The sequence below is a fragment of the Jeotgalibacillus aurantiacus genome, assembly GCF_020595125.1.
GTDB lineage: Bacteria > Bacillota > Bacilli > Bacillales > Jeotgalibacillaceae > Jeotgalibacillus > Jeotgalibacillus aurantiacus.
Genome location: NZ_JACNMS010000003.1, coordinates 370747 through 396547 on the forward strand (window position 1 = coordinate 370747; position 25801 = coordinate 396547).

The following is a 25801-nucleotide window of genomic DNA, read 5'->3' on the forward strand; positions in this document are numbered from 1 at the left end:
GAAACAGATCGCATCAAAGGAGGAAAATAGATACCCTGCTTTCAAAAAAGTTGATCACAGGTTTTTAGAAAGTCTGTCACTAAATGATAGAATACAAGAAAGGCAAACAGACAGGAGCGGGTAATGTGGCAGAATATGTGGCGGGAATTGACCTTGGGACGACGAGTGTAAAAGCCGTTGTATTTGATCAGAGCGGCCAAGTGATGACTCAGAATGAAGTGAAAGTAGAAACGATTTTCGGTTCTGATGGTTCAGCTGAGCAAAATCCTGAAGAGGTACTGACTGCAGCGGGACAAGCATTAACTGAGGCGGTTCAGTCAGTGGACGGCACAGTCATCGCGGCCGGATTCTCAAATGCGATGCACGCTATTTTGTGTATGGATGAAGAGGGAAATGCATTGTCAAACGCCTGGATCTGGTCGGATCGGAGGGCACACGCGGAGGCAGATGGTCTTTTAAAAGGAGAGGGACTGAAGCTGTTTCAGAAATCAGGTACACCGATTCATCCAATGTCCCCTTTTATCAAATTGCTCTGGATGAAGAATAATCAATATAAGCCTTATTTGAACGCTGCTAAATACATATCTTTAAAGGAATATATTTTATGGCACTGGTTTGGGACAGAAGTAGTTGATTTTGCGACAGCGTGTGCAACGGGCCTGATGGATATTGAAAAGAAAACATGGGATGAGGAGCTTTTGCAGCTTGCAGGGATTCAGGACGGTCAGCTTTTTGACATTGTGTCCCCTGATACCGTGCTTGGACATGTAAGTAAGCGGGTTTCAGAACAGACCGGAATCCCGGAAACGATATCATTCGTGATCGGCGCGGCGGATGGACAGCTTGCGACACTTGGAAGCGGTGCTGTAGAGCAGGGAGAAATGACGATTTCAGCCGGAACGAGTGCTGCAGTCAGACAATGGACAAATGGTTTTCAGACACAGGAAAGTCATGCTGCCTTCTGCTATTTATTTGATCAGCAACATTCCATTGTTGGCGGGGCTTCAAACAATGGTGGTGTCGTGATCGAATGGCTCAAAAAGACGCTGAATGCACCGGAGGATTTTCAGGCGTTTTTAGAAAAGGGCTTTACCGCAGCGCCTGGTTCGAATGGACTTCTGTTCCTTCCATTTATCAATGGAGAAAGAGCCCCATTATGGGACGCGCAGGCAACAGGCGAGTTTGCTGGCTTATCCATTACACATCAGCAGCACGATTTGATTCGTGCTGTCCTTGAAGGAGTCACGCTGAATCTTTATCACATTACAGAAGAACTCGGAAAGTCGGTCCCGCCGGCCCACACGATCTATGTTAATGGGGGACTGGCAAGATCCGATCAATGGCTTCAGTTAGTGGCAGATATTTTCGGTAAAAAAGTGATCGTCACAGAAACGCATCACACAGCTGCTTGGGGAGCAGCCTGGACGGCGATGGTTGGTCTGGGCATGCAACATCATTATCAGGAGATTAAATCCACGCTTACTTTTCAGGAACCGGTCCTGCCGGATATGGAACAGCACCGATTCTATCAGGGGGTCTATGGCAGGTATAAGGAGCGGGTGGCGTTGCGCATGAGGTAACGGGTTTGATTTCAGGGTAAAGCTCATACAAATAGAGGCAGGAACAGTAACACTGCCCCTGCCTCTTACTTATTATCCGGCGGACACGGTCTCAAGCTCAAGCGCCGGTCCGAAAAATTCATGATGTATCTGATCTGAGGACAGTCCGCAGTCCTGCAATCCACGGATGACTGCTTCCATAAATGGAGCCGGTCCGCACACATAAACGAGGCTGTCCTTATGAACAATTTCCTTTAATATCTCCGTTTTCAAATATCCTTCGAAATCACCGGAAAGGCCCTTCTGTTCATAAATAACATAGCTTTCACCTGAAGAGAGTTTATTCATGGCGTTCTGTACTTCGCGCTCAAAAGCACGTACTTCTGCATTTCTTGCTGCATGTATAAAAGTGACGCTTCTTCCGCTGTTATGTTCAGCAATGGATGTGAGCATGCTGAGCATTGGGGTGATGCCAACACCGCCGCTGATCAGTGTAATCGGTGTCTGATCGTGAACATCTGCATAAAAATCACCGGCCGGCACACTCGCTTCAAGAGACTGCCCGACTTCCAGTTCGTCATGTAAATAGGTGGAGACTCTGCCGTTTGGCGTGTGATCCGCTTCTCTCTTCACCGAAATACGGTAATAGTCAGGTGTGTAAGCGCTTGAAAGACTGTACTGACGATTGAGCAAAAATTTCTCATCATTGATTTGCATTCTGACGGTAATATACTGCCCGGGTTCATAGGAAGGCAGAGCCTGACCATCTTCAGGCTGAAGATAAAAAGATGTGATCAGTGAGCTTTCCTGTTCTTTCTTGACGATGCGGAACGCTTTAAAGCCTTCCCAGCCGCCATCTTTTGATTCAGCATCCTCGTACATCTCTTTTTCAACAGAAATAAAGGCATCTGCAATAACACCATATGCTTCTGCCCACGCCGATAAAATGTCATCCGTTGCCACATCACCAAGCACATCCTTGATCGCTTTTAGTAAATACTCTCCAACGATTGGATAGTGCTCAGGCTTTACACCGAGGCTTCGGTGCTTATGCGCAATCCTTTTTACGGCAGGAATAATGGCTTCCAACTGATCGATATGGACCGCTGCTGCGTATACTGTATTAGCAAGGGCTGTCTGCTGTCGTCCCTGCTCCTGATTGGAATGATTAAAAATGTTTAACAGCTCTGGATGAGCCTCGAAAAGCATTTGATAAAAACGGGTTGTAATATCGGTTCCTTTGACCTCGAGTACAGGGACAGTCGCTTTAATCGTCCGGATCGTCTGTTCAGATAACATCAATTCCACTCCAGTCATTAAAGATATATTTTAAATGCATCTTTATCTTACTCCGTTGAGATATAAAAGCAATATATAAAATACATCTTTTGAAAAACAGACACAAATGAGCAGGATAATGACAGAAACAGCATACGGCTTGTATACTGAAATCAGACATAGAAAAGGTGGAAACGAATGAAGCTGACACTATATACAGATTATTCACTGAGGGTATTGATTTATCTGGGAGCAAGGGAGCAGGACGAGCTGTCGAACATACAGCAGATCGCGGATGCTTATTCCATTTCTAAAAATCATCTGATGAAAGTCACGCATGAATTAGGAAAGCTTGGATATATTGAAACGATTCGAGGCCGTAACGGAGGAATCCGGTTGAAGCGGGCGAAGCAGGATATTAACATTGGCAAGGTTGTAAGGGAAACTGAGGATCATTTTCATCTGGTCGAATGCTTTGAACCTGGTGGAGGAAATTGTGTGATTTCTCCTGTATGTGGATTAAAACATGCCCTGGCTAAAGCACTTCAGGCTTATCTCTCTGTATTAGATGAATACACGCTCTCAGATTTAGTCAAAAACCCAACTGAATTAAATGCTCTTTTTGAGCAGCAAAACTGATCTCCTTCATAAAAATGGAGGTCAGTTTTTTGTATGTTGAGCAATATGTTGCAATAAAGCATTTAGTAAGAACACATTTGTTTAAATTGATTTATAATAGGGGTACAGGTAAAAAGAATTATTATTTATTTAGTCGTATAGATCTAAAAACAAGGATGGTGAAGGAAGATGGCAACATATGCAGTGATTGGAGCGGGACCGGGTGTCAGTTATGAAACGGCTCGCAGATTCGGAAAAGAAGGATTTGAACTTGTACTTATGTCACGGTCAGAAGATAAATTGAAAGAACTGGTGAACCAACTGAATGAGGAGGGTTTCAAAGCCTCTTATCAGGTAGCGGATGCGAATGATTCAGGCACAATAAAGAAAGCGATTACCTCATTATCTGAAATTGATGTACTTCATTATAATGCTTCAGTATTGGTTGAAGCTGATCTATTAACAGTGGAAGCAGAGCAGCTTGAAAAGGAATACCGCATCGACGTGCTGGGCATTATTGAAGCTGTTCAGGGCGCAATGCCTAAGCTTAAAAAGTCCTCAAATGCTGCTGTTCTTTTGACAGGTGGAGGTCTTGCGTTAAACCCATCTGCCGGGCTGCCCGGTCTGTCTTTAGGTAAATCCGCGATGCGCTCACTCGGTTTTATGCTTCACGACCGTTTGAAAAAGGAAGGTGTATTTGCGGGAATGATCACGATCAACGGCATGGTTGAAAGAGGAACGGCACTTGATCCTGAAAATGCCGCTGAAGCGCTGTTTTCGTTATATCAAAATCAGGATCAGGTAGAAATTAAACTTGAATCAGATAAATAAGACATTGAGAGAAGGTATACCATGTTGTCGTTGAAGAGAAGAGAAAAGGTTTTGTATCAGTCATCCATTCAGTACCCGGCGAAAAACGAAATTGTCACAACGATTAAACCCGAACTGAAGGATCGTCTGTATTATATGGGTTTCAAAGAGGAGTATCTGAAAACACTTAAGGAAATCAGCCCCGTGATGACCTCGATTCTTGATCAGGTGCTTGAGACCATACTGGATCATCTGATGAAGAGTCCGGAGATGGCGAAAATCTCAAGAGAGTCGTCAACGAGACAAAGGCTAAAGGATGTATTCGCTGATTACTTCAGAACGCTGTTGTCAGGCCAGATGGATGCCTCTTATTTTGCGATGCGTCAGCGTATGGGTGAAACGCATAACCGTTACGGTGTGCCGGTTACCTGGTTTCTAGCCACATATGCGTCCTTTCAGACATTGCTCGTTCCAAAATTAATCGAGCATTTTCACCACGACCCAGAAGGTATGCAGCGTACGATTCTGGCTGTTTCTCATATCATGAATCTTGATTCTCAGCTTGTTGTGGATCATTACATGAATATCCGGCTCAATGAGATTCAAAAAGCAAACGAAGAAACGAAGCTCCTTCAGACAGAGATCTCTGCAGTCAGTCAGGAGGTCGCGGCATCTGTTGAACAGACGGAAAGAGCGATCCGTGATACGAATGAAAGAGCGGCTCAGGTTCTTGAGGCAACCGACCACACAGAGAAGTCCAGTAAAAATCTTGTCGGCCTGACCCGGGAAAATGAACGCCTGATGGACCAAATGGAGCAGCAGTTCATCCAGTCATCTATCCGGGTAGGGGAATCCGTTTCCGGTATGAGTCAGTTGAAGGAAACATCTGAGCAGATTATTAATATGACACGCGGCATCGAAGAAATTGCTGACCAGACGAACCTTCTCGCCTTGAATGCCTCCATAGAAGCAGCCCGTGCCGGTGAACACGGTAAAGGCTTTGCCGTCGTCGCAAGCGAGGTGCGTAAGCTTGCTGAAAATGCCAAAGCATTAAGCGGAAAAATAAACGGGTTAATTGACAAAAACAACGAAGGAATCCAGCAGCTTGTTTCACAGCTTCGGGACCTTGACCATGAAAATGATACGTCCAAAGAAACAGTTGTACAGGTGAAGAACGGTTTGACTACATTTAAAATGGAAATGGAAAACTATCTCGACATGTTCGGCCGTAATAAGCAGGATTTGGAGAAGATCGTTTCATCTATTCAGGAAATCAGCCAGACAACAGCCGGATTATCAAGTGCCACTCATAACCTGCTCCGGAAAGCAGAGCAAATTTAAACCTTTAACCAGCGACTCTCAAGAAGCGCTGGTTTTTCTATAGGGAAAACACACCTGGTGCTCTGCATTTACATAAACCCGTAAGAACCGGGTATACACGTACTAAAAGTAATAAGGAGTTGCTGCAAATGGAAAAGAGAAGACCAGTCGTTGCGTTGACAGGTGCAACGGGATACATAGGCGGTAATCTGCTGAAACAGATTCAGGAAAAAGCCGATGTGATTGCTTTATCCAGAAGTGGAGATGATAAAGAAAACACAGATCACGTCACTTGGCGTTCCTGCGATTTTTTCTCTTTAAAGGATGCTGAAAAAGCACTTGAAGGAGCCGACTTTGCCATTTATCTGATTCATTCCATGAAGCCTTCTGCGAAGCTGACTCAGGCAAGCTTTGAGGATATGGACGTTATTCTGGCCGATAACTTTGCCCGCGCAGCGAAAAAGCAGGGAATCAAGCAGATTATTTACTTAAGTGGCATCATTCCGGAAGGCGAGAAAAAGCTGAGCCGTCATCTGAAAAGCCGTCTTGAGGTTGAAAAGGTACTGAAAGCTTACGGAACCCCTGTAACCACAATCCGTGCTGGCTTAATTGTAGGGCCAAGCGGATCGTCCTTTCCTATTTTGGCTAAGCTGGCGAAGAGACTTCCATTTATGCTTTTACCGAAATGGACAAGAACGAAGACGCATCCGATTGCCTTAAAGGATGTACTTCAATCCTTGAAGAGAACAGTTGGAAATAAAGAGGTTGAACACCAATCGATTGATGTTGGTGGTCCGGAGGTTATGAGTTATAAGGAGATGATGATCAAAACAGCTGAAGTCATGGATCGATCTCCAAAGGTGATTGATGTTCCTCTCATGACCGTGCAGTTATCGAGACTGTGGGTTATGCTGGTCACCGGCGCGCCAAAGGAAATGGTTTACCCGCTTGTAGAAAGTCTTGAACATCCAATGGTGGCGAGAAACAAAGTGGAAGGAATCAGTGATGGAAAGATCCCTTTTAAGGAAGCTGCGAAAACGGCTTTGGAAGAACAGGAAGATGACCTCAGCGTACCAGCTTACCTGAAGCCGAATCCGAAGGGAAAAGATGTGCGTTCCGTTCAGAGGGTCATGCTGCCAGAGGGGAAAAATGCATTATGGGCAGGTGAGGAATACTTGCAATGGCTCGCAACATTGGCGAAGCCTTTACTCTGGACGGATATGGATGATCAAAAAAGAGGAAAAATCCATCTGATTTCGAAAAAGAATCCACTGCTTGAGCTTACTTTTTCTCCTGACGAAAGTGATGAATTCAGGGCACTCTATCGCATTACAGGAGGCGCATTTGCTTCTGTTAGAGAAAACAGCAGAGGCAGAATTGAATTCAGACAAATCCCGGATACGCAGGAGTGTATCATCGCAATCCATGAATACGAACCGGCACTGCCATGGTTTATTTACCGGTATACGCAAGCCAATGTCCATTTAATTGTGATGTATTTATTTAAAAAATATCTGGAGCATTTAATGAAAAATGAACAGCATGAAGAGCAGGCCGGTGATCGAAAAGAGATTGCCGAAGCATAAAGAGGTGAGAAGCAATGAAAGGGAAATGGAAAGTTATTTTACTGGTGATCTCGATCTTTTTCTTCTTTCTGTTTGCCGTGAGTTTGTTAATGACAGCAAGTGTAGAAGGGTCAATTACCGGGTATCCTTTTGAACGGAATTTTCTGCTGAGTCTTGCGCTATTATTTATGGTTTTGTATATTGCTGCGAGGTTTAGGCGGAGGGAGTAAGAAGACATACATCGATTTTGTCAGGTTGTCGAATTTTTAAATCGTGCCAGGTCATTTCGTAGACTTCTGCCGCAGAAGTCTACGGAATGACCTGGCACTCTGAATGTAAGAACCATAAGAATATGGCTTTTGAAATACGTTAAACGGCTGTAAAACGAAGAGAAAAAAGATAAGAAAGAAAACACCATAACTAACGTGATAGGAATTAAATGTCTTGTTCATACACTTGAGTATTTTGGAAATCCAACACTCTGACAAAAACGACCGGCGTTGACCGGTCATCTTTGTGCTTAAATGGCTGTGATTCTCTCGGCTGCTTTCATGGCACCGATAATATTACGTGAGGAGGGTCCGAGCTCAAGCTCTGCCAGTGGTCCTGAAACGTAAAGATGATCGCACCAGGAGAGGTCCTCTTTAACAACAGGAAAACCGCAATGTGCGCATTTCAGCTTCTGATCCTGGACCAAATCCCTGAGCCACGGTGTATCCATCAGCTCTCGTGAGAAGCCTGTAGCAAAATAAATCGTATTGGCTTCGATCTGTTTACCACTTTTCTGCTGCAATGTAAAAGTGCCTTGTTCATAGGTGAAGGCTTCTGTTTCATCAATGACCAATTGATAAGCCTGTTCTTTTTGCAGCCAGTGCAGGCGATTTTGAAGATCTGACGGAATGGATCCGCGATGTCTGGCTTCTGTAATCGTGTCGCGTCTCAAACGATAATCGTTCAGCTTTTTGAAGCCGTCCATATATTTCGGGCCGAGCCAGCCGGGGTCACTGTCAAAGGCATGCACGCGATAAGGGTGCCGGGTAATCTGCGTCACTTGTCCAGGGAACTCTTTGGAAAGCCGGATGACGAGATGTGCTGCGCTGATCCCGCCGCCAATGACCACGAATGGACCTTTGTTCGGAGGAGCCGCTTCAAACACATGGCTGACCTGAGCAGGAGCCATCTCTTTTGCTGTCTGACCCCAATCAGGTACATGTAATTTCCTGTTTGGTCCGGTCGCGATGACAAGATTCTCACTTTCAAAGGTGGCCTGATCTTTTAAGGTGACAAGCCATGCATGATTTTTTCGTATCACTTTTTCCGCCGTTCCCTGATACCAGCATTCCTTTAAAGTCGTCTCGCTGAACAGCTGATCGCAATGCTCATTGAATAAGTACAGGGAAGGCCTGCTGTAGATTCCGTAAAAATCAGTCTCTGTCCCGTGTTTTTTGCCGTAAGCTTTTAAGCTAAACGGATCAGTATCCAAGTGATGTACACCAGGAGAGCGGAGATAGGGCATATCAATAAATCCCGTCCGCTTTTTCCATTCCGCTAAAGGTTCAGCATTCGGATCAATGATTCTGATCTGATCAGGCGTGACCTTTTTCTTTTTTATTAAATGAGATGCGATCGTACTTCCGTGTATCCCGCCACCGAGAATAATCCACTTTAACATAGCTGGTATTCCTTCCTACATGGTAAATAAAAAATATTGTTTTTTATGCTGGTCGGACTCTCCGTAAAGCTGTTTCATTGCAGGAGTCCGGTCCTGCCATTTCACATTCTCAAGTTTTCGTCTCAGTTGAAAGTCAATATCAGATTCAATGACCCGCATTCGACGGATCACCTCTCCGAAGGACAGATTGAAATGCTGCGCTGCTTTTTGATGCGGAGCCTGCTCAACGAGTTTCTGCAAAAACTCGTCAGCTGTTTCGCAGTTTGCAGCAAGCTCATCCTCAAGCTCCACTACATACTGATACAATGCTCTTTTTTCTTCAGGCAGAGAACGGACAATCTCTCTTGCCAATATCTCCATAAGATGAGTATTCAATCAGATCTGCTCCTTACCAGCTGGACTTTTTAACTCCAGGAACCTGCCCCTTATGCGCATACTCACGGAATGCAATCCGGGACATTTTGAACTTTCTCATGTATCCGCGTGGGCGCCCCGTCACTTCACAGCGGTTTTTTAAACGGGAAGGTGCTGAATCACGTGGTAGTTTCGCCAGCGCAGCATAATCCCCTTTTTCCTTCAGCTCACGACGAAGCTCTGCATACTTTTCAACCATCGCCTGACGCTTTTTCTCTTTTACAACTTTTGATTTCTTAGCCATTTATAATACTCTCCTTTATTAAATCGTAATGGTTACGTTTTATGGAGATAAGTAAAACACATTTAAAATGAGAATGCAAGAGGGAGGTAGAGAAAAGGTCTTTCCATGAGGTCTGGGGTAGACTTCATGGACAGACCCTTTTTTTGTGGTGATCAATCCAGATATTTCTTTAGAAGTTCGGACTGTTTTTCGGTTGTTTTGTGATAAAGCGTGGAGGTTTCATCTGATATTTCGAGTCTGCTGTGTTGAGTCCAGATGTTGTAGGTTGTTGTGTTGCCGTCTTTTTGAATGAGGATCGAATGCGAGTGGGGCTCTGCCCAGCTGACAACTTTGTTTTCCCATTCGATGGATTCAAGCATAAGTTGAATTGTAAGGATGTCCTGCTCATCTGTTAAAACGGTTAATTCATCTCTCTGGTCAATGGTGATTTGGCTGGCGGGTTCGATTTCATTGGCTTCATTTAAGCAGGCAGATAGGAAGAGAGATAGTAATAGGATGAGAAGTTTTTTCATGGCATATCCTCCCTTTGATTAAGTGGACGTTTGGTGTGGAGGAAAGTTCCATGGGCAGTGTTGCTGCGATACAATTCTGTTTTGAAACGATACAAATATGTTTTGAAACAGAACAATTCAAGAGGCGAACAGTACATTTCGGTTGGCTGGAAGGGCTAGCAATACAATTAATTTTTGGAACGATACATAAATAATCCGGAACATTACAATAAAAAGTTGAATCGATTGAATAACTTCGCAGAACAGTACATATCCTGCAGCCTCTTTCCACACAAAAAAAGAGCGGATTTCTCCACTCTCTCGCCAATTAATCCTCGTGCTTCATAAACAGTGCCATATAAGCAAATAAGATAAAGCTCAGAAGCAGCGTAACGCCACCGCCAATATAAACAATAAAGTAAAACGGCTGAGGGACATTAAAAATTTCCAAAATGAAACCTGATGTCAATCCGATTGTTCCAATGATCGCCGTATAAACATGCAGGGCAGCAACTTTAACTGAAACAGGCTTGAAAATCCGGTAATACACTGCCCAGGCAAATAAAGAAAGCCAGCCAACAACCAGGATATGCGCATGGGCTGCGCGGAAATTATAATCATATGAACCCGCCATATGACCGCCAATCCCGGCTCCAATTGCACCAAAAATCGCTGCGGTTCTGAGCAGTAACATACTATGCTTTTTATGCATTCACTCTCGCTCCTCTTTTTAAAGCTTACTCCCTTATTTTAGCGGTCAGACAGATACCGTGCAAAGCATCCCTGTGACGAAAGAGGGAACGATTCGCGCAGAATCTCATCTGTTGTCATGACCGTCAGTTTCTTTAATGTCCAACCATTTAGCAGTAAAGAGAAAATGATTTCTGCTCCAATGAAATATCCGATTCTGGAATAGTCAGCTTGAGGCTGTTTCGAAAAATAATGACGCATAAGATCCTCATTTAAAATAGCATTGAAGTCTTCTTGAAAAGACCATTTACAGGAAACGCAATGTTTCACTTCCTCTTTAGACATCATTAGACCTTCTGCTAGAGTCTCGTATGTAATGCTTTGATTATAGATCATGAGAGGCGTTAATGCGGCAAGACCTTCTGCGATCATTAAGTCGATGACGCGAAATGATGCATGTTCAGAAAGAGCATGAAATCGTACCATGTGATTGAATTCATGTGGGATCAAAACGGATAAATTGGCATTCTCCAATCTTTCCAGACCGATATAAATAAATGGACGATCGGACGGCGGGGCTGCTCCGTCACTATGTCCAAGACCAACGAGACAGAAGATAGATGACTCATGGTGAAATTCAAAAAAGTCCTGGCACAACTGAATCATTTTCCACAGATCGACTCGTTCCAGTTTCTTTTGACCAATGGTTGCATGAACACTCATTTCCATCCAATCGATTTTCTTAATCATAGGGTAAAGCTGCTGAAGGTCCGATTGATAAAGGTATTTGAAAAGAGAGTCAAAAACAGTTGCGTACTTTTTATAGTATTTTTTCCAGTTATTGTGCTCGATCACATCTTGCTGAAAATCCTCGTATCCGTTAATGATTTTCATTTAATCCTCCAAGCGGGGACGGAGCGGGTGTTCTTTATTACAAAAAGGAACACCCGCTCCGTCCCCCTGATTTTGATATAATAGTAAGAATAGTATGACATATCCATCTGTCAAAATCTAAATCATAAGGAGATTGTTATGTATTTAACTATGTTTGAAGAGGTTGTAAAGGTGATGCGCCGCGATTATTCTGGGTTTCTGGATAAGCAGGGGTGGGATCATCCGGATGTATATAAAGATAAAGTTAATGCGCTTGATCCTGAGTTACCGGAATCGCGGTCTGAGTTTGTGAGGCTGGTAAAGGATTATTTGCTGGATTTCAGGGATAGGCATGTTTCGTTTATTGCTACTGATCAGCAGGGGGCTCAACCTGAGTGGCCGGGGTTTAAAGTGAGAAGACATCAGGCGTTTTTATACATAACAGAGTCAGAGGATGCGAGATTTAATAGAGGGGATAAAATCATCTCACTGGATGGTAAAAGCATTCCTGAGGCAGAAAAAGTGTATGCGAGACTGCTTTATCAGGAGAAAGAAGTGAGGCAGGACTGGAATCTGGTCATGAATGAAGTTGATGAAGTGGTGGTTGAAAACCATTTAGGTGAAAAGGATATTTATCCGGTTAAAACACAAAGGAAGCCGGTGTATGTACCTGAGTATTCCTCGAAGGAAATTGCACCCGGTATACATCTGATTAAACTGACGGATTTCGGGAATCCGGATGCCGTTTATAATCTATTCAAAGAACATGAAGAGCAATATAAAGTCGCTCGTGCGCTGATCTTTGACGTTCGGATCAATTATGGAGGCAGTGATGCGAGCTACTATCCTTTTATTCCTTTTGTTTTCGGTCAGAAGGAGGTAGATCCTTTTGAAATAAGTCCTGAGATGCTGTTCAATTGTACGGATGCGACCGCTGAACGACAGTTGAAGGAATTAAGGCAGGGTCTTGAAGTCATTGAGGAAAAAGAGACGCGAAAGATCCTGGAATTTCTTGAACAGCAATGGCAGGAGAAAAAAGGTAGTGGATTTCAGCGCTTTCCATTTGAAGAAGTGATGCCAATGCAAAAGCTTAGCGGCTATCAAAAACCTGAGCAGGTGTTTGTTTTATCCGACATCTGTTGTGGAAGCTCGGGTGATTCCTTTGTGGAAACGAGTAAATGGTCAGAAAAAGTAACCGTGATTGGTCGCTCGACAATGGGTATTAACGATTACAGCAATGTGACGTCAATCGATCTTGGAAACGGATTTGTGCTCGGGTATCCAACCTCCAAACTCGTGTATGAAAATCCGGAACATTATCAGACCGGACGAGGGATCGAACCTCATGTTTACGTTGAATGGACGCCGGAGCATTTGGAGAGAGATGTAGATTTAGAGATGGTTTTGGATAGAGTGAAAAGCAAGGCCCGGTCATAACGATCGGGTCTTACTTTTTGGATTTAATTTTACACTAAGTAATCAGCTGGCGAATAAAGAATTTAGACATCAAGAGTGCGTTTGCTTATTTGTGTGAATCGAATGGTTGTTTCTGTTGTTACGTTGTTTATTTCTGTTGCTAAGGGAGTTTTATTTGTCATATGACTTTTCTCCAAGACTCAAATTGTTGATAACTCAGCCAGTTATTTTAATAGACGTTTCGTTTCTGTCGCAAGGAAGGTTACTTATGTCGCAAAGCAGTTTGTTTCTGTTGATGAGGAGAGTGATGTCTAGCTCTTTATCTTTTTAAAAAACACCTGCCTTTTCACGCCATTTGCACTATCTGCCCGAATTAATGCTTTTTTCCTGACTTTTAAAAAGAGTGATCCATCAAAAAAACTGTCCCGTTTTCCCCACGTGATGTTTTTTAAGTCCTTTTGAAAGGAGGTGAAAGACAGCGTGCGTAAATGGGTAGTAACATTTTCGATGATGACTGGATTATTGATGGTTCCAGGTGCTGCTTCTGCTGAAGGACTGTTGTCGTCTGTGACGAATAGTTTGAGCGGCCAGGAGGAACAGTCTGAAGAGCAAAAAGAGACGTCTTCTTTGCTCGGTGACACGGTTTCTTCTGTCGTTGAAACGGTTGATGAAACAGTGGATCCAGTCGTGAAAACAGTGGAGGAAACGCTGCCTGATGTAAAGGTGGATGCCGGTGTGGCTGAAGTGGATACATCAGAAGGAATCAATGTAGAAACTCCTGTGGCGGATGCTTCTGTTTCTTCGGATGAGGGTATTGGTGTTGAAACCTCTGTAGCTGACGTAAATGTCTCGGCTGAAGAGGGAGTAAGTGTCGATAGCTCAGTAGCAGATGCTTCTGTATCTACTGATCTCGAATTGAAGGCAGAAACACCAGTTGCAGATGCCAATGTTTCATTAGTTGAGGGAGTGGAAGTTGATACTTCTATTGCTGACGCGAGCGTTTCACTCGATGAAGGTGTGAAGGTTGAAACGCCTGTTGCAGATGCAGACGTATCGCTAAATGAGGGGATCGAAGTGTCGACTCCTGTAGCTGATGCAACTGTATCTGTAGAAGACAACATTGAGATTGAAACACCTGTAGCAGACGTGGAGGTAGTTGAGGAATCTCCTGCTGAAGCCACCCCTGCAGAGGAAACAGCAGCTCCTGTCATCCAAAATGAAACTGAGAGCAACACTTTTAAAGAAGAAAACAAATCCGATAACAATGAACAAAACATAACACCGGAAGTGGAAACTGAGCCTGTGCAAGCTGCATCAGCGCCAGTTGAACGGCCAGCTGTGACGGATACAGGTTTCACAGACGATAGTGATGTCGTTTTTGAGCCTGCGACACAGCAGGAAAACGATGATGTGCGTTCAGAAAACCCTGATCAATCTTCAAACTTTACGATGCCGAAAGAGGCAACCGTAACAGCTTCCCCAACATTTAGCGGGGGTGGAGCTTCTTCCGGTCCTGCAAATGCAGTGGGAGGATCAGCAACGGCTGTAGCTGGCGTATTGTTTGACCAGACGTTCGTCATAGAGCAAGTGCAGATATCTGCCTATTCAAGTGAACGTTTGTTGTTTGATCAATGGCTGAACGCGCCGCCGTCTCAACCACCGAAATCTTCTTCTTTTTTCGCTAATAGCATTTAAAAAAACGAAAAAAGAAGGAGAGAATATAATCATGAAAAATACAGTTAAAGCATTTACAATCGCAGGAACCGTGGCATTTGGACTTTTAGTTGGAGGTCAGGCTGGACAGGCTGAAGACCGTGATGGCCTTTTAGGAGGCGATCTGCTTGATGATATCTCGATCATCGAATCTGAAGATGGCTCTGGTTCTCTATCCATTTTAAATGATCTTGGTCTGACAGGATCTGCAGATGAAGAAAACGAGGAAGTCAATGCAGGAGGAACAGCTGAAACAGACGTGAACCTTGACGCTGAAGGCTCCGGCGAGGATGAAAATGTCTCATCAGATGCAGACGTTTCAAACGATGTAAATACAGATGTAACTGTAAATGAAGACGAAGTACAAGCTAACGCAGATGCACAAACAGACGCATCAGTAGGCGTAACAGCTGAAGGTGAAGAAGAAAGTGCAGAAGTGATGGCGGACGCTTCAAACGATGTAAACACAGACGTAGTGGTAAACGAAGATGAAGTACAAGCTAATGCAGACGCACAGACAGACGCATCAGTAGGCGTAACAGCTGAGGGTGAAGAAGAAAGTGCAGAAGTAATGGCGGACGCTTCAAACGATGTGAACACAGACGTAGTGGTAAATGAAGATGAAGTAGCAGCTAACGCAGATGCACAAACAGACGCATCAGTAGGCGTAACAGCTGAAGGTGAAGAAGAAAGTGCAGAAGTGATGGCGGACGCTTCAAACGATGTAAACACAGACGTAGTGGTAAACGAAGATGAAGTACAAGCTAATGCAGACGCACAGACAGACGCATCAGTAGGCGTAACAGCTGAGGGTGAAGAAGAAAGTGCAGAAGTGATGGCAGATGCTTCAAACGATGTGAACACAGATGTAGTCGTAAACGAAGATGAAGTAGCAGCTAATGCAGATGCACAAACAGACGCATCACTTGGCCTGAAAGCTGAAGGTGAAGAAGAAAGTGCAGAAGTAATGGCGGACGCTTCAAATGATGTGAACACAGACGTAGTGGTAAATGAAGATGAAGTAGCAGCTAACGCAGATGCACAAACAGACGCATCACTTGGTCTAACAGCTGAGGGTGAAGAAGAAAGTGCAGAAGTAATGGCGGACGCTTCAAACGATGTGAACACAGACGTAGTGGTAAACGAAGATGAAGTAGCAGCTAATGCAGATGCACAGACAGACGCATCACTTGGTCTAGCAGCTGAGGGTGAAGAAGAAAGTGCGGAAGTAATGGCGGATGCTTCAAATGATCTGAATTCAGATTTCGTTGTAAATGAAGACGAAGTAAAAGCAAATGTTTCTAACGATACAACTGCAGGTTTTGGTGTGAAAGCTGAAGATGAAGAAAGCAGCTCTTTCCTTGGCGGAGAACTTTTCAACAACCTTGATGGTGCTTTTGAGTCAAATGATGACATGACATCAGGTTCATTAGATGCTGTAACTGGTGGAACAATTGGTGCAGGATTTGAAGATGAAGATTCAAAAACTGGACTAAATGGTATTCTGGTTAACGATCTGTCTGGTTCTTTCGTAAGTGAAGAGGATGAAGATTTCATGTCTTCTCTTTCAAATGACACAAACCTTGGTCTGAATCTTACAAACGAAGATGAAGAAGATCGCTCTTCTTTATTTGCTGATGTAACGAATGCATTTGATCTTGGTCTATCTGAAGATGAGTTTGGTGTTGCTACTGATCTTGGTGTAGCAACAGGACTTTCATCTGAAGATGATGACAATTCATTTGCATCAAATCTTGATCTTGGCCTTGGTTTAAACCTGATGCTTGTTGATGAAAACAACAACCACAACGGTTCATTCCTGAGCCTACGATAAGAAAAGTGACCGGACTTCCTGAGGGAGGTCCGGTTTTTTAGGTTTAAAGGAATCTGGGGGACGGAGCGGGTGTTCATTTCCGGCAAAATGAACACCCGCTCCGTCCCCCAAAAACCGGCCTCCCAAGTGGAAGGCCGGTTGATTAACCTATTCATGTTTAAAAAGGAACAGGCGCTCCGTCCCCTAGGCGTTTTGGTGCTCTTTAACCGGGAACCAGCCTTTTGTGTTGACGATTGCTTTCCATAGCGGTTCTGGGACGGTGAGTTTTTCACGGTCGTCGACGGATAAAGAGGTGCGGATGTCGCTTTCTTTGCCTGATTCGACTTTTTGTACCCAGTCCGGCTCGACGATGATTTCGCGGCCGAGTGCGATGAGTGGCACGCCTCCTGCCATGGCTTTGGCTACGTCGTCGGGTGTGTGCAGTGAGCCTACTCCGATGATTGGGATCTGGCTTCCGACACGGTCGTGGACGAGCTGAACGCGTGATGCTGTATCTGCTTCGTCGCGCATAGAGCCCTGATGGAAGTCCTGTACGGATACGTGGAGATAGTCTAGGTCTTCTTTTGCAAGACGATCTACAAATGTTAACGTGTCTTCCATTGTGATACCAGGGTTTTCGCGTTCTTCCGGTGATAAACGGTAACCGACAATAAAGGAGTCATTGCCGAATTCCTTCACTGTTTTATTCACCTCATCAATGACCGCCAATGGGAATGTCATGCGCTTTTCAACGGATCCGCCCCATTTATCTTCACGGCGATTTGAATGTGGTGAGAAGAATTGCTGAATCAGGTAGGTGTTGGCGCCGTGAATTTCAACACCGTCAAAGCCTGCTTCAATCGCGCGGCGTGTTGCGTCGCCAAATGCTTTAATAATCGTTTCGATTTCATCATTTGTCAGCTCGCGTGGTGTCATTGCGCCTTCACGCTCCGGTGCGACTGCACTTGCGCTGACGGTCTGGTTATCCGGGAGCAATTCCGGCGGTGCCATACGGCCTGCGTGGAAAATTTGCAGGATCGCTTTTGCGCCTTCTCCTTTGATCGTGTCAGCAAGTAATTTCAGGCTTGGTACAAGGTCGTCACGGTGTGCGCCGATTTCCCCGTGGAAGCCTTTGCCGTCATCCGTTACGTTTGCCACAGCAGTCAGCACAGTGCCAACGCCGCCTGAACGCACGCGATAGTAGTCAAGTTCTTCCTGTGTGACTTCTCCATTATCTTTAGACGAAAAATTCGTCATCGGTGCCATGAACAATCTGTTTTTTAACGTTACGCCGTTTTTAAAGGTAAATGAATCTAAAAATGGTTTGCTCATTTGAATCATCCTCCTGTTGAGTCAATCTGCTCCACATTATACGGGTTCTTTTCGACTCACTAAAGAAAGATGCTCACGGAATGTGCAACTAAGGCTGATCATTCTTTTCCCATACCTTTAAAGACGGGTAAGGATCAAATGCCCATTGTGTGCGGCCGTTTTCCATATACAGTCCGTAATGCATATGAGGAGGGAATTTGCCGCTTGTTCCTTCTTTCCCGTAACCGGAGCTGCCGACATACCCTAACCGATCACCCGGTTTTACATAATTCCCTTTCTTTAACCCTTTTTCAAAACCGGACAGGTGGGCGTAGTAGTGATAGACGTTGTGAATATCACGGAGGCCGACACGCCAGCCGCCATAATCATTCCAGCCCAGCTCTTCGATTTTGCCATAGGTGGTGGCAAGAACAGGTGTCCCGTAGCCGGCAAATAAGTCCGTTCCTTCGTGCATTCTCCTGCCACCCCAGCCCCGTTTATCGCCCCATGTACTCCGGTAACTGTATTCATAGTTTTTAGCTAAAGGGAATACGTGCTGATAGAGATCGAGTGAATTGAAGTGCTGATAGATCTCAGAAATGGTCATGACCTGCCGGATGCTTTCTTTTCTTTCGTAATAGTAGGTCATGGCCTGCTCGAAGGAGTCAAACTGTTGAATAAAGTCAGCCATTGACCCAAAGATATCCTCAGGATCATTCGGATCGGCTTTCCCATCACCATTTGCATCCAGCCCGATACCACCAAAAAAAGAAATAAAGTAAGGGGACAGGTTACTTTGATCAGGATGAAGGGGACCGAACCATTTATCGTCAGGGATGGTTAAAGAAAGAGGTCCCTCTTTTTTCTCAAGATCAGAACGCACCGGCTGAATATTGCGTTCAAACTGATCAACAGCAGCCAGGTAATACCACGGTACAGCCTGATGCTGATAAAGGTTGTAATAGCTTAATCGTTCCTTCAGCAGGTCCTCCCGCTTTGTTTCTTGAGCCAGCGCGGAGGCAGGGAATAAAAATATGAATACAATAAGCCATACTCCAATTTTCAATAAAATCACCTCTCGGGTAGTATGACCCGTTCAAAAAAGAATTATTGACCTGTGTTTTACCAGAATGCTTTTTATATTCCTGATCCTGCTAAATAGAACATGACACCTGTCATGAATGATCCCTTACACTCATGACTTATTTTTAAATGGGGAAAGCTTTATGATGAGGTCATAAGAGCAACAGAGGAGGAAATCATGACGAAACAAAAGATTGCCGAGCTGCGTAAAAGTGTCTCTCCTTATGAAAAAACAGACTTAAAAGCAAGCGTCAGACAAATGATTAATACCATTCCACCGTTTTTTATATTATGGTTTTTAGCCTATCAGAGCCTTGAAATTTCTTATCTGCTGACATTAGGACTGGGGATCATTGCTGCAGGATTTGTAGTAAGAATTTTCATCATCTTCCATGACTGCTGTCACGGGTCATTTTTTAAAAACAAAAAGCTGAATAACCTCGTCGGTACCATCACCGGCATTATTACGATGTTTCCGTATGAAAAGTGGAAGCGTGAACACTCGATCCACCACGCAACGAGCGGAAATCTTGATAAGCGTGGAACAGGTGACATCTGGATCATGACAGTGGAAGAATACAAAAAGGCATCGTGGAAAGAACGTTTATCTTATCGCCTATACCGTAATCCACTAGTGATGTTTGGTCTTGGACCAGTGTATTTGTTCCTTGTTACGAACCGGATGAATCGTAGTGACGCAAGGAAAAAAGAGCGTAAAAATACGTATTTGACGAATATCTCAATTGTAGTGTTATATACATTGATGGTCCTTCTGGTCGGCTGGGAAGCGTTTCTGCTTGTACATGGCCCGATCATGTTCGTATCAGGGATGCTTGGCATCTGGCTGTTTTATGTACAGCATCAGTTCGAGGATTCTTACTTTGAAGACGAATCTGAATGGGATTATGTCAAAGCAGCGGTTGACGGCAGCTCCTATTACAAGCTTCCTAAAGTGCTTCAGTGGGTAACGGGCAACATCGGCTACCACCATGTGCACCATCTGAGCCCGAGAGTGCCGAACTACCATCTTGAAAAAGCACACGAATCAACACCGCCATTACAAAAAGCAACAACGATTACCATGAAATCAAGTCTCGAATCCATCCGCTTCCGTCTGTACGACGAAACGCGCAAAACCTTTGTCAGCTTTAATGAAGTCAAACAGCAGCTGAAAAAAGAAAAAATGCGCCTTGAAATGAGAAGGATGCAGACAAAACAATAATCGCTTTTGAAACCGCGTCCTGTTTTAGGATGCGGTTTTTTTGGGGACGGAGCGCCTGTTCCTTTTTGCAAAAAGGAACAGGCGCTCCGTCCCCATGTTATACTTATTCATAACAGAAAGGACGGAGCATCATGCAAAACTGGTATAACATTTTCCCGAAGAATACAGGCTTGAATATTTATATATGGATTATTTTCTGTATGCTGCCGTTTTATTTTATTTTCAGGTCATCTACCTGGCTTGAGATTTCGGTCGGTGTTTTGATGATTTTGATTTTCTTTGTTTCCTACCGCCTGACTTTTTTGACGAAGGGCTGGCTGAATTATGTTTGGGTAGGAATTGCGATTGCGATCAGTATTGCGATGACGGTGCTGTTTGGCTTTGTTTATTTTGCGATATTTCTTTCTTTTATGATTGGTACGGTACAGAATAAGGTTGGTTTTTTTACACTTTACGGTATTTTGGTCGGCTCAACGATTGTGACGGTTAACATTGCTTTCTTCACGCAGGATCAGCTGTTTTTCACGCAGTTTCCGTTTGTGTTTATCAGTGTAATCGGTGTTATTTTACTGCCGATTAATTCGTATAACCGGATGAAGCGTCAGAAGCTCGAAGGTCAGCTGGAATACGCGCAGAAGCGGATTTCCGATCTGATGGTGATGGAGGAGCGTCAGCGGATAGCCCGTGACCTGCATGATACGCTCGGGCAGAAGCTATCGTTAATTGGTTTAAAAAGTGATCTGGCGAGTAAGCTGCTGGTTGCAAATCCTGAGTCTGCGAAAAATGAGCTGAAGGATATCCATCAGACAGCCCGCACCGCTTTAAAAGAAGTGCGTGAACTCGTGTCTGATATGAGGGGAACAAAGCTTGAAGATGAAATTTATCATATACGTGAACTGCTCAATGCGGCCAGAATGAAAGTGGAGGTGAAGGGAGATCCTGCTTTGAAAAACGTTCCGCTTTTAGTGGAGAATGTAGTGAGTATGTGTGTAAAAGAAGCTGTAACGAATGTGGTGAAACACAGCAGTGCTACTCAGTGCCAGGTAGAAGTACAACAGCTACCTAAGGAATTGCGCATCACAGTGGAGGATAACGGTAGCGGGTTTTCTACTGACCGTTTCTCAGAAGGTAACGGGATTCGCGGCATGAGGGAGCGACTGGAGTTTGTGAATGGATCGCTGGATATAAAAAATGGATTAGGCACGACGGTTATCATCAGTGTGCCAACCATTGTGAAGCACTCGTCTAAGGAGGAAACAGGATGATTCGGATTGTACTGGCGGAAGACCAAACGATGCTGCTTGGCGCGCTTGGTTCTCTGCTCGATTTAGAGGAGGATCTGCAGGTGGTCGGGAAAGCGAAAAATGGGGAAGAAGCCATTGAGATGGTTCGTTCGCTTCAGCCTGACGTCTGTATCATGGATATTGAAATGCCGTTAAAAACTGGACTTGATGCGGCTGAAGAGCTAAAGGATGAGCCGTGTAAAATCATCATTCTGACGACATTTGCCCGTCCGGGATATTTTGAACGGGCACGCAATGCAGGTGTCAGCGGGTATTTGCTGAAGGACAGTCCGAGTGAGGAGCTCGCGCGTTCGATCCGGACGATTATGGAAGGACGCAGAATTTATGCGCCGGAGCTCGTTGATATGGCGCTGACTGAACCGAATCCGCTGACGGAGCGGGAGCAGGAGGTCATGGAGCTGATTGCTGAGGGTAAAACGACGAAGGAAATTGCGGGCACATTGTTTATTACGAATGGAACGGTGCGGAATTATATTTCGGTGATCCTCGATAAGCTTGAGGTGTCGAACCGGATTGAAGCGATTTCGCGTTTTCGTGAGAAGGGCTGGTTTAAGTAGACGTCTCTGTGAGGGGGCGTTTTTCTTTTAATCCAAAATCGCGCCGGGATCATCCTCCGCTCGCGGCCGGGGGTTCGAAGGATTTTAGTCGGGGTTCGCGGGATTTTGATGTTGTTTCGAAAGATTTGGTGTGTGGTTCGTGAGATTTTCGAGAAGGTTCGCAGGGTTTCGATCATGTTTCGTAAAATAAGGTCATTTGACTTATCCGGATTAGGTTCGTTTCACAATTCCAATCGGGATTTTAGACAAAATTACATGTCTGAACACTGTACACATGCTGCGAATCCCTATGAGGTGAAATTTCACGTATAATTCGTTATAATAAGACTAACTATAATTGTGAAATACTTCACATTTAAAAGATTCATGCCATTTCTGAGAATGGAGAGAGCTTAAAATGAACGAATTGGCTCGTTATGCGAGAGAGTATAAGGGGACGCTTATTCTGCTGGTTACGATTGCGATTTTGTCTGGTGCGAGTATTATTGCACAGGCTTATTTTATCGTGCGGATTGTGGATCAGATTTTTCTGCAGGATGCCGGTTGGAATGATGTGTTGCCGTTGTTTGGCTGGCTTGCTGTTGCGCTTGTAGCCCGTGCGATGCTGACGTTTGCGAGTGGAAGAACGGGAGCGTGGATGGCTGCGAAGGTGAAACAGACGATCCGCGAGCAGCTGTTGGCTAAATATACGAGAAATCCTGTGCAGGCTTCTTTGCAGGGGCAGTCGGGAAGAAAGATCAGTGTGATGCTCGATGCGGTTGATGAGGTGGACAGCTATTTCAGCCGTTATATCCCGCAGGTGATCCAGACGTCGATTGTTCCGCTGATGATTTTGATTGTAGCTTTTACACAGGATTTAATTTCAGCGCTGATTCTGATGGTGACAGCGCCGTTTATCCCCCTGTTTTTTGTGATTATCGGAATTAAGACGCAGAAGAAATCTGAAGAGCAGATGGGACAGTTATCTGCTTTTTCCGGGACTTTTCTGGATACGCTTCAGGGACTGACAACGCTGAAGCTGTTTGGACAGTCTAAAAAACAGCGTGATGCGATTGAGGATAGCAGCTTTAAGTTCAGGGATGCCACGCTTGAGGTGTTGAAGGTGGCTTTCATTTCGTCACTGATGCTTGAGTATATTTCGATGCTTGGGGTTGGATTGATCGCGCTTGAACTTGGGTTGAGGCTCGTTCTTTTTGAAAGCGTGACCTTCTTTACGGCGTTTTTCCTGCTTGTTTTGGCGCCGGAATTTTATGTGGCGATTCGTGAGCTGGGTAGTGCTTTTCATACAGGACGCGGAAGTATGGGAGCCGCAGCGCTCATTACGTCTGAGCTTGATCAAAAAGAGGATCGGGTGCAGTGGGGAGAACGTGTTTTAAGCGGTGATCAGCCTCCTGAAATTGTTTTTAAGGATGTTCAATTCCAATATGGTGAAAACGGCTTTAAACTCGGTCCTCTTAACGCGGGCATATCACCCTTTGAAAAATCTGCGCTGATTGGAAAGAGTGGATCGGGTAAAACGACAGCACTGCATTTATTAAGTGGTCTTGTCGCACCTTCTGATGGGACGATATTGGTTAATAACCGCCCGTTAAGTGAATATACCGAGGATAGCTGGTTTTCTAAGCTGAGTTATATTTCCCAGCAGCCTTTTATTTTCTCTGGAACGCTTGCTGATAATATTGCGATCGGCAGCAACCGTCATGCAACTCGTGAGGACATTAAGCTCGCAGCTGAAAAGGCAGGTCTCGGGGAATTGATTGTATCACTTGAAAAAGGACTTGATACGCCTGTTGGTGAAGCGGGCAGAGGGCTGTCAGGAGGAGAAAAGCAGCGTCTTGCTTTAGCCAGAGCCTTTTTGAAAAAGCCATCTGTGATTCTTTTCGATGAACCTACGACGGGTCTTGATTTGAAAACAGAAAGAATTTTAACGTCGTCCATGAAGGAGCTGGGTGAGCACGCAACCGTCATCACAGTTGCTCACAGATTGTATACGATCCGTCAGGCTGATCAGATCTTACTGCTTGAGGACGGAACATTATCAGCAAAAGGAACGCATGATGAACTGCTGAAATCAGCTTCCTATCGCGAAATGGTCAATGTTCAGCAAGGAGGAGTACCTCAATGAGTGACCTGAGAATTGTGTTAAAGGAAATCGCCAGAGAGCGTAAGGATGTATGGTATTCAGTCCTGTTTGGCTTCCTTGGAGGTGCAACGACAGCTGGTCTGTTTGCCTCCAGTGGTTATTTGATTTCCAAAGCGGCACTAGTTCCGCCGGTGTATACTCTGGCTTTAATGATTGCCTTTTTAAAGGTATTCGGTCTTGCTAAAGCCGGTAGCCGATACGGGGAGCGCATATACTCGCACCGCGCGACGTTTAATATACTCGCCAGAATCAGGGTGAATTTCTTTGAAAAGCTTGAGCCGCTTGCACCGGGTATTTTTCAGAAATTCCGTAGCGGTGATCTTCTGGCAAGGATCGTTGGAGATGTGGAAAGTCTTCAGAACTTTTTTCTCCGCGTTTACTATCCGCCGGTTGTGCTTGTGCTGATCTTCCTCAGTACGATGTTTTTCACCGCTTTTTATTCGATCTGGATTTCGGTGCTGTTTTTGGCAGGATTGCTGTTAACAGGTCTGATTCTCCCGGCACTTTTTGCGTTGCGCCGCAAGAAGCTTGAAGAAGAGGTGAGAGAGACGCGCGCTGCGTTATCAACCGATGCGGCTGAAGTGCTGTATGGTTTCAGGGATCTGAAAATTTATCAGCAGCTGGTTCAAAAGCAGGAAGCATTAAGACAGTCTGCTGCTTCCTATGTCAGCAACCAGGAAAAAACGGGCAGTCAGGGGATGCTGAATCAGTCGTTTAACCAGTCTGCCGGATTGCTTGTGTCTTGGGGTGTGCTTGCGATGAGTGTGTATCTGGCGGTTAACGGAGAGCTGGATGCACTGTTTCTCGCCATGCTCGTCATGCTTGCACTGACTGTTTTTGAAAATGCGACGCCGATGGCTTTGTTGGCCAATCACTATGAAGATAGTCGTCATGCGGCTCAGCGGTTAAATGAGGTAACGGATATGAAGCCGGCTGAAGCCGTTGAACCTTTTCAGTCACTGGAAAAAACGGTATTAGATCTTCAGTTCAAGGACGTATCCTACACATTTGAAGGGGAATCGCGTCCGGTTGTTGATTCTGTCAGCTTTTCACTTCCAGCCGGTTCAAAAACAGCGATTGTCGGGGCCAGCGGATCAGGTAAGTCGACCATTTTCCAACTCATTCTCGGCATTCTCCGGACAGATGAGGGGGAGGTATCGATTGGCGGGAAGAATCTCAAAAATGTTCCGTCACAAGAGATTTGGCGTCACGCCAATGTGGTGATGCAGGAGAACCATTTCTTCTTTGGAACGATCCGTGATAATCTGATGATAGCAGGAGAGGGGCTTTCGGACGATGAGCTGAATGAAGCGCTGCACTTAATGGATCTGGCACGCTTTACGCTTGATGATCCTGTACTTGAAAAAGGTGAAAACCTGTCAGGTGGGGAGCGTCAACGGCTGGCCATTGCCAGGGCGCTGCTGAAAGGGGATCGTCTGTGGCTGCTTGATGAGCCGACTTCATCAGTTGACAGCGTGACGGAAAATAAGGTCATGTCAGCCTTATTTGAGAAAGCTGAAAATGATACACTGCTTTTGATCAGTCACCGTTTAACAGGACTTGAACAGATGGATCGCATTCTCGTTATGGATCATGGAAAGCTTGTGGAGTCGGGTTCGTATCACGAGCTGATGGAGAAAAAAGGTGTGTTTTTTGAAATGAAACAAATTGAGCAGGAAGTGTTTTTATAGAAAGAAGGGGACAA

General features: G+C 44.8%; 23 protein-coding genes. 14 read left to right on the plus strand and 9 right to left on the minus strand.

From position 1 onward, the window contains the following. Positions 1-125: 125 nt before the first annotated feature. Positions 126-1580: a gluconokinase gene (locus tag H7968_RS11560; protein ID WP_227396303.1), complete on the plus strand. Its 1455-nt coding sequence runs from the start codon at positions 126-128 to the stop codon at positions 1578-1580. A 72-nt stretch (positions 1581-1652) separates the two neighbouring features. Here H7968_RS11560 and hmpA read toward each other — a convergent pair whose 3' ends face one another. Beyond that, entirely contained in the window at positions 1653-2858 is a 1206-nt protein-coding gene (hmpA, locus tag H7968_RS11565; protein ID WP_227396304.1) for an NO-inducible flavohemoprotein, read from the minus strand. A gap of 177 nt (positions 2859-3035) precedes the next feature. Between hmpA and H7968_RS11570 the strand changes: the two genes are divergently transcribed. From H7968_RS11570 to H7968_RS11590, 5 genes are all read left to right on the plus strand, one after another. Beyond that, positions 3036-3476, plus strand: a complete 441-nt coding sequence (locus H7968_RS11570; protein ID WP_227396305.1) for an Rrf2 family transcriptional regulator — start codon at positions 3036-3038, stop codon at positions 3474-3476. A gap of 168 nt (positions 3477-3644) precedes the next feature. Next, positions 3645-4286, plus strand: a complete 642-nt coding sequence (locus H7968_RS11575; RefSeq protein WP_227396306.1) for an SDR family NAD(P)-dependent oxidoreductase — start codon at positions 3645-3647, stop codon at positions 4284-4286. Between the two features lie 21 nt (positions 4287-4307). Then, the gene (locus H7968_RS11580) at positions 4308-5606 is read left to right on the plus strand and encodes a globin-coupled sensor protein (protein ID WP_227396307.1); all 1299 of its coding nucleotides are present in this window, start codon (positions 4308-4310) and stop codon (positions 5604-5606) included. 128 nt (positions 5607-5734) lie between these two features. Beyond that, positions 5735-7171, plus strand: a complete 1437-nt coding sequence (locus H7968_RS11585; RefSeq protein WP_227396308.1) for an NAD(P)H-binding protein — start codon at positions 5735-5737, stop codon at positions 7169-7171. 14 nt (positions 7172-7185) lie between these two features. Further along, positions 7186-7380 (plus strand): hypothetical protein, encoded by a 195-nt coding sequence (locus H7968_RS11590; protein ID WP_227396309.1) that lies wholly within the window; start codon positions 7186-7188, stop codon positions 7378-7380. 290 nt (positions 7381-7670) lie between these two features. Here H7968_RS11590 and H7968_RS11595 read toward each other — a convergent pair whose 3' ends face one another. From H7968_RS11595 to H7968_RS11620, 6 genes are all read right to left on the minus strand, one after another. Next, a complete protein-coding gene (locus tag H7968_RS11595; protein ID WP_227396310.1) occupies positions 7671-8822 on the minus strand; it encodes an FAD/NAD(P)-binding protein in 1152 nt (383 codons plus the stop codon). Positions 8823-8837: 15 nt separating this feature from the next. Next, positions 8838-9197, minus strand: a complete 360-nt coding sequence (locus H7968_RS11600) for a hypothetical protein (protein ID WP_227396311.1) — start codon at positions 9195-9197, stop codon at positions 8838-8840. A 13-nt stretch (positions 9198-9210) separates the two neighbouring features. Next, positions 9211-9480, minus strand: coding sequence for a 30S ribosomal protein S14 (gene rpsN, locus H7968_RS11605; RefSeq protein ID WP_134374413.1), 270 nt, complete (start codon positions 9478-9480; stop codon positions 9211-9213). Between the two features lie 152 nt (positions 9481-9632). Further along, positions 9633-9992 carry a hypothetical protein gene (locus H7968_RS11610; RefSeq protein ID WP_227396312.1) on the minus strand — a complete coding sequence of 120 codons (360 nt, stop codon included), beginning with the start codon at positions 9990-9992 and terminating at the stop codon, positions 9633-9635. 307 nt (positions 9993-10299) lie between these two features. Continuing rightward, entirely contained in the window at positions 10300-10683 is a 384-nt protein-coding gene (locus H7968_RS11615; RefSeq protein WP_227396313.1) for a hypothetical protein, read from the minus strand. A 38-nt stretch (positions 10684-10721) separates the two neighbouring features. Next, positions 10722-11555 (minus strand): DUF2268 domain-containing putative Zn-dependent protease, encoded by an 834-nt coding sequence (locus H7968_RS11620; protein WP_227396314.1) that lies wholly within the window; start codon positions 11553-11555, stop codon positions 10722-10724. Between the two features lie 138 nt (positions 11556-11693). Here H7968_RS11620 and H7968_RS11625 point away from each other — a divergent pair, with 138 nt between their 5' ends. The 3 genes from H7968_RS11625 (at position 11694) to H7968_RS11635 (ending at position 16497) form a co-directional block, all read left to right on the plus strand. Next, positions 11694-12971 carry a S41 family peptidase gene (locus H7968_RS11625; RefSeq protein WP_227396315.1) on the plus strand — a complete coding sequence of 426 codons (1278 nt, stop codon included), beginning with the start codon at positions 11694-11696 and terminating at the stop codon, positions 12969-12971. Between the two features lie 459 nt (positions 12972-13430). After that, positions 13431-14645, plus strand: coding sequence for a hypothetical protein (locus H7968_RS11630; protein ID WP_227396316.1), 1215 nt, complete (start codon positions 13431-13433; stop codon positions 14643-14645). 31 nt (positions 14646-14676) lie between these two features. Further along, positions 14677-16497 (plus strand): midas domain-containing protein, encoded by a 1821-nt coding sequence (locus H7968_RS11635; protein ID WP_227396317.1) that lies wholly within the window; start codon positions 14677-14679, stop codon positions 16495-16497. A 183-nt stretch (positions 16498-16680) separates the two neighbouring features. Here H7968_RS11635 and H7968_RS11640 read toward each other — a convergent pair whose 3' ends face one another. Further along, entirely contained in the window at positions 16681-17817 is a 1137-nt protein-coding gene (locus H7968_RS11640; protein WP_227396318.1) for an NADH-dependent flavin oxidoreductase, read from the minus strand. Positions 17818-17896: 79 nt separating this feature from the next. Continuing rightward, positions 17897-18862 carry a M23 family metallopeptidase gene (locus H7968_RS11645; RefSeq protein WP_319799496.1) on the minus strand — a complete coding sequence of 322 codons (966 nt, stop codon included), beginning with the start codon at positions 18860-18862 and terminating at the stop codon, positions 17897-17899. A 186-nt stretch (positions 18863-19048) separates the two neighbouring features. Between H7968_RS11645 and H7968_RS11650 the strand changes: the two genes are divergently transcribed. The 5 genes from H7968_RS11650 (at position 19049) to cydC (ending at position 25787) form a co-directional block, all read left to right on the plus strand. Next, positions 19049-20092, plus strand: coding sequence for a fatty acid desaturase (locus tag H7968_RS11650; RefSeq protein ID WP_227396319.1), 1044 nt, complete (start codon positions 19049-19051; stop codon positions 20090-20092). Positions 20093-20223: 131 nt separating this feature from the next. Beyond that, on the plus strand, positions 20224-21357 hold the full coding sequence (locus tag H7968_RS11655) for a sensor histidine kinase (protein ID WP_227396320.1): 1134 nt from the start codon (positions 20224-20226) through the stop codon (positions 21355-21357). Next, entirely contained in the window at positions 21354-21953 is a 600-nt protein-coding gene (locus tag H7968_RS11660; protein WP_227396321.1) for a response regulator transcription factor, read from the plus strand. The genes H7968_RS11655 and H7968_RS11660 overlap by 4 nt, the downstream gene beginning before the upstream one ends. Before the next feature lie 397 nt (positions 21954-22350). Beyond that, positions 22351-24078, plus strand: a complete 1728-nt coding sequence (gene cydD, locus H7968_RS11665) for a thiol reductant ABC exporter subunit CydD (protein WP_227396322.1) — start codon at positions 22351-22353, stop codon at positions 24076-24078. Continuing rightward, positions 24075-25787 carry a thiol reductant ABC exporter subunit CydC gene (gene cydC, locus H7968_RS11670; RefSeq protein WP_227396323.1) on the plus strand — a complete coding sequence of 571 codons (1713 nt, stop codon included), beginning with the start codon at positions 24075-24077 and terminating at the stop codon, positions 25785-25787. Before cydD ends, cydC begins: the two co-directional genes overlap by 4 nt. Positions 25788-25801 lie beyond the last annotated feature (14 nt).

Coding starts and splice junctions, on each gene's coding strand:
- hmpA (WP_227396304.1), bottom strand. CDS start 2,858: ATGTTATCTGAACAGACGATCCGGACGATTAAAGCGACTGTCCCTGTA.
- H7968_RS11570 (WP_227396305.1), top strand. CDS start 3,036: ATGAAGCTGACACTATATACAGATTATTCACTGAGGGTATTGATTTAT.
- H7968_RS11575 (WP_227396306.1), top strand. CDS start 3,645: ATGGCAACATATGCAGTGATTGGAGCGGGACCGGGTGTCAGTTATGAA.
- H7968_RS11580 (WP_227396307.1), top strand. CDS start 4,308: ATGTTGTCGTTGAAGAGAAGAGAAAAGGTTTTGTATCAGTCATCCATT.
- H7968_RS11585 (WP_227396308.1), top strand. CDS start 5,735: ATGGAAAAGAGAAGACCAGTCGTTGCGTTGACAGGTGCAACGGGATAC.
- H7968_RS11590 (WP_227396309.1), top strand. CDS start 7,186: ATGAAAGGGAAATGGAAAGTTATTTTACTGGTGATCTCGATCTTTTTC.
- H7968_RS11595 (WP_227396310.1), bottom strand. CDS start 8,822: ATGTTAAAGTGGATTATTCTCGGTGGCGGGATACACGGAAGTACGATC.
- rpsN (WP_134374413.1), bottom strand. CDS start 9,480: ATGGCTAAGAAATCAAAAGTTGTAAAAGAGAAAAAGCGTCAGGCGATG.
- H7968_RS11610 (WP_227396312.1), bottom strand. CDS start 9,992: ATGAAAAAACTTCTCATCCTATTACTATCTCTCTTCCTATCTGCCTGC.
- H7968_RS11615 (WP_227396313.1), bottom strand. CDS start 10,683: ATGCATAAAAAGCATAGTATGTTACTGCTCAGAACCGCAGCGATTTTT.
- H7968_RS11620 (WP_227396314.1), bottom strand. CDS start 11,555: ATGAAAATCATTAACGGATACGAGGATTTTCAGCAAGATGTGATCGAG.
- H7968_RS11625 (WP_227396315.1), top strand. CDS start 11,694: ATGTATTTAACTATGTTTGAAGAGGTTGTAAAGGTGATGCGCCGCGAT.
- H7968_RS11635 (WP_227396317.1), top strand. CDS start 14,677: ATGAAAAATACAGTTAAAGCATTTACAATCGCAGGAACCGTGGCATTT.
- H7968_RS11640 (WP_227396318.1), bottom strand. CDS start 17,817: ATGATTCAAATGAGCAAACCATTTTTAGATTCATTTACCTTTAAAAAC.
- H7968_RS11650 (WP_227396319.1), top strand. CDS start 19,049: ATGACGAAACAAAAGATTGCCGAGCTGCGTAAAAGTGTCTCTCCTTAT.
- H7968_RS11655 (WP_227396320.1), top strand. CDS start 20,224: ATGCAAAACTGGTATAACATTTTCCCGAAGAATACAGGCTTGAATATT.
- H7968_RS11660 (WP_227396321.1), top strand. CDS start 21,354: ATGATTCGGATTGTACTGGCGGAAGACCAAACGATGCTGCTTGGCGCG.
- cydD (WP_227396322.1), top strand. CDS start 22,351: ATGAACGAATTGGCTCGTTATGCGAGAGAGTATAAGGGGACGCTTATT.
- cydC (WP_227396323.1), top strand. CDS start 24,075: ATGAGTGACCTGAGAATTGTGTTAAAGGAAATCGCCAGAGAGCGTAAG.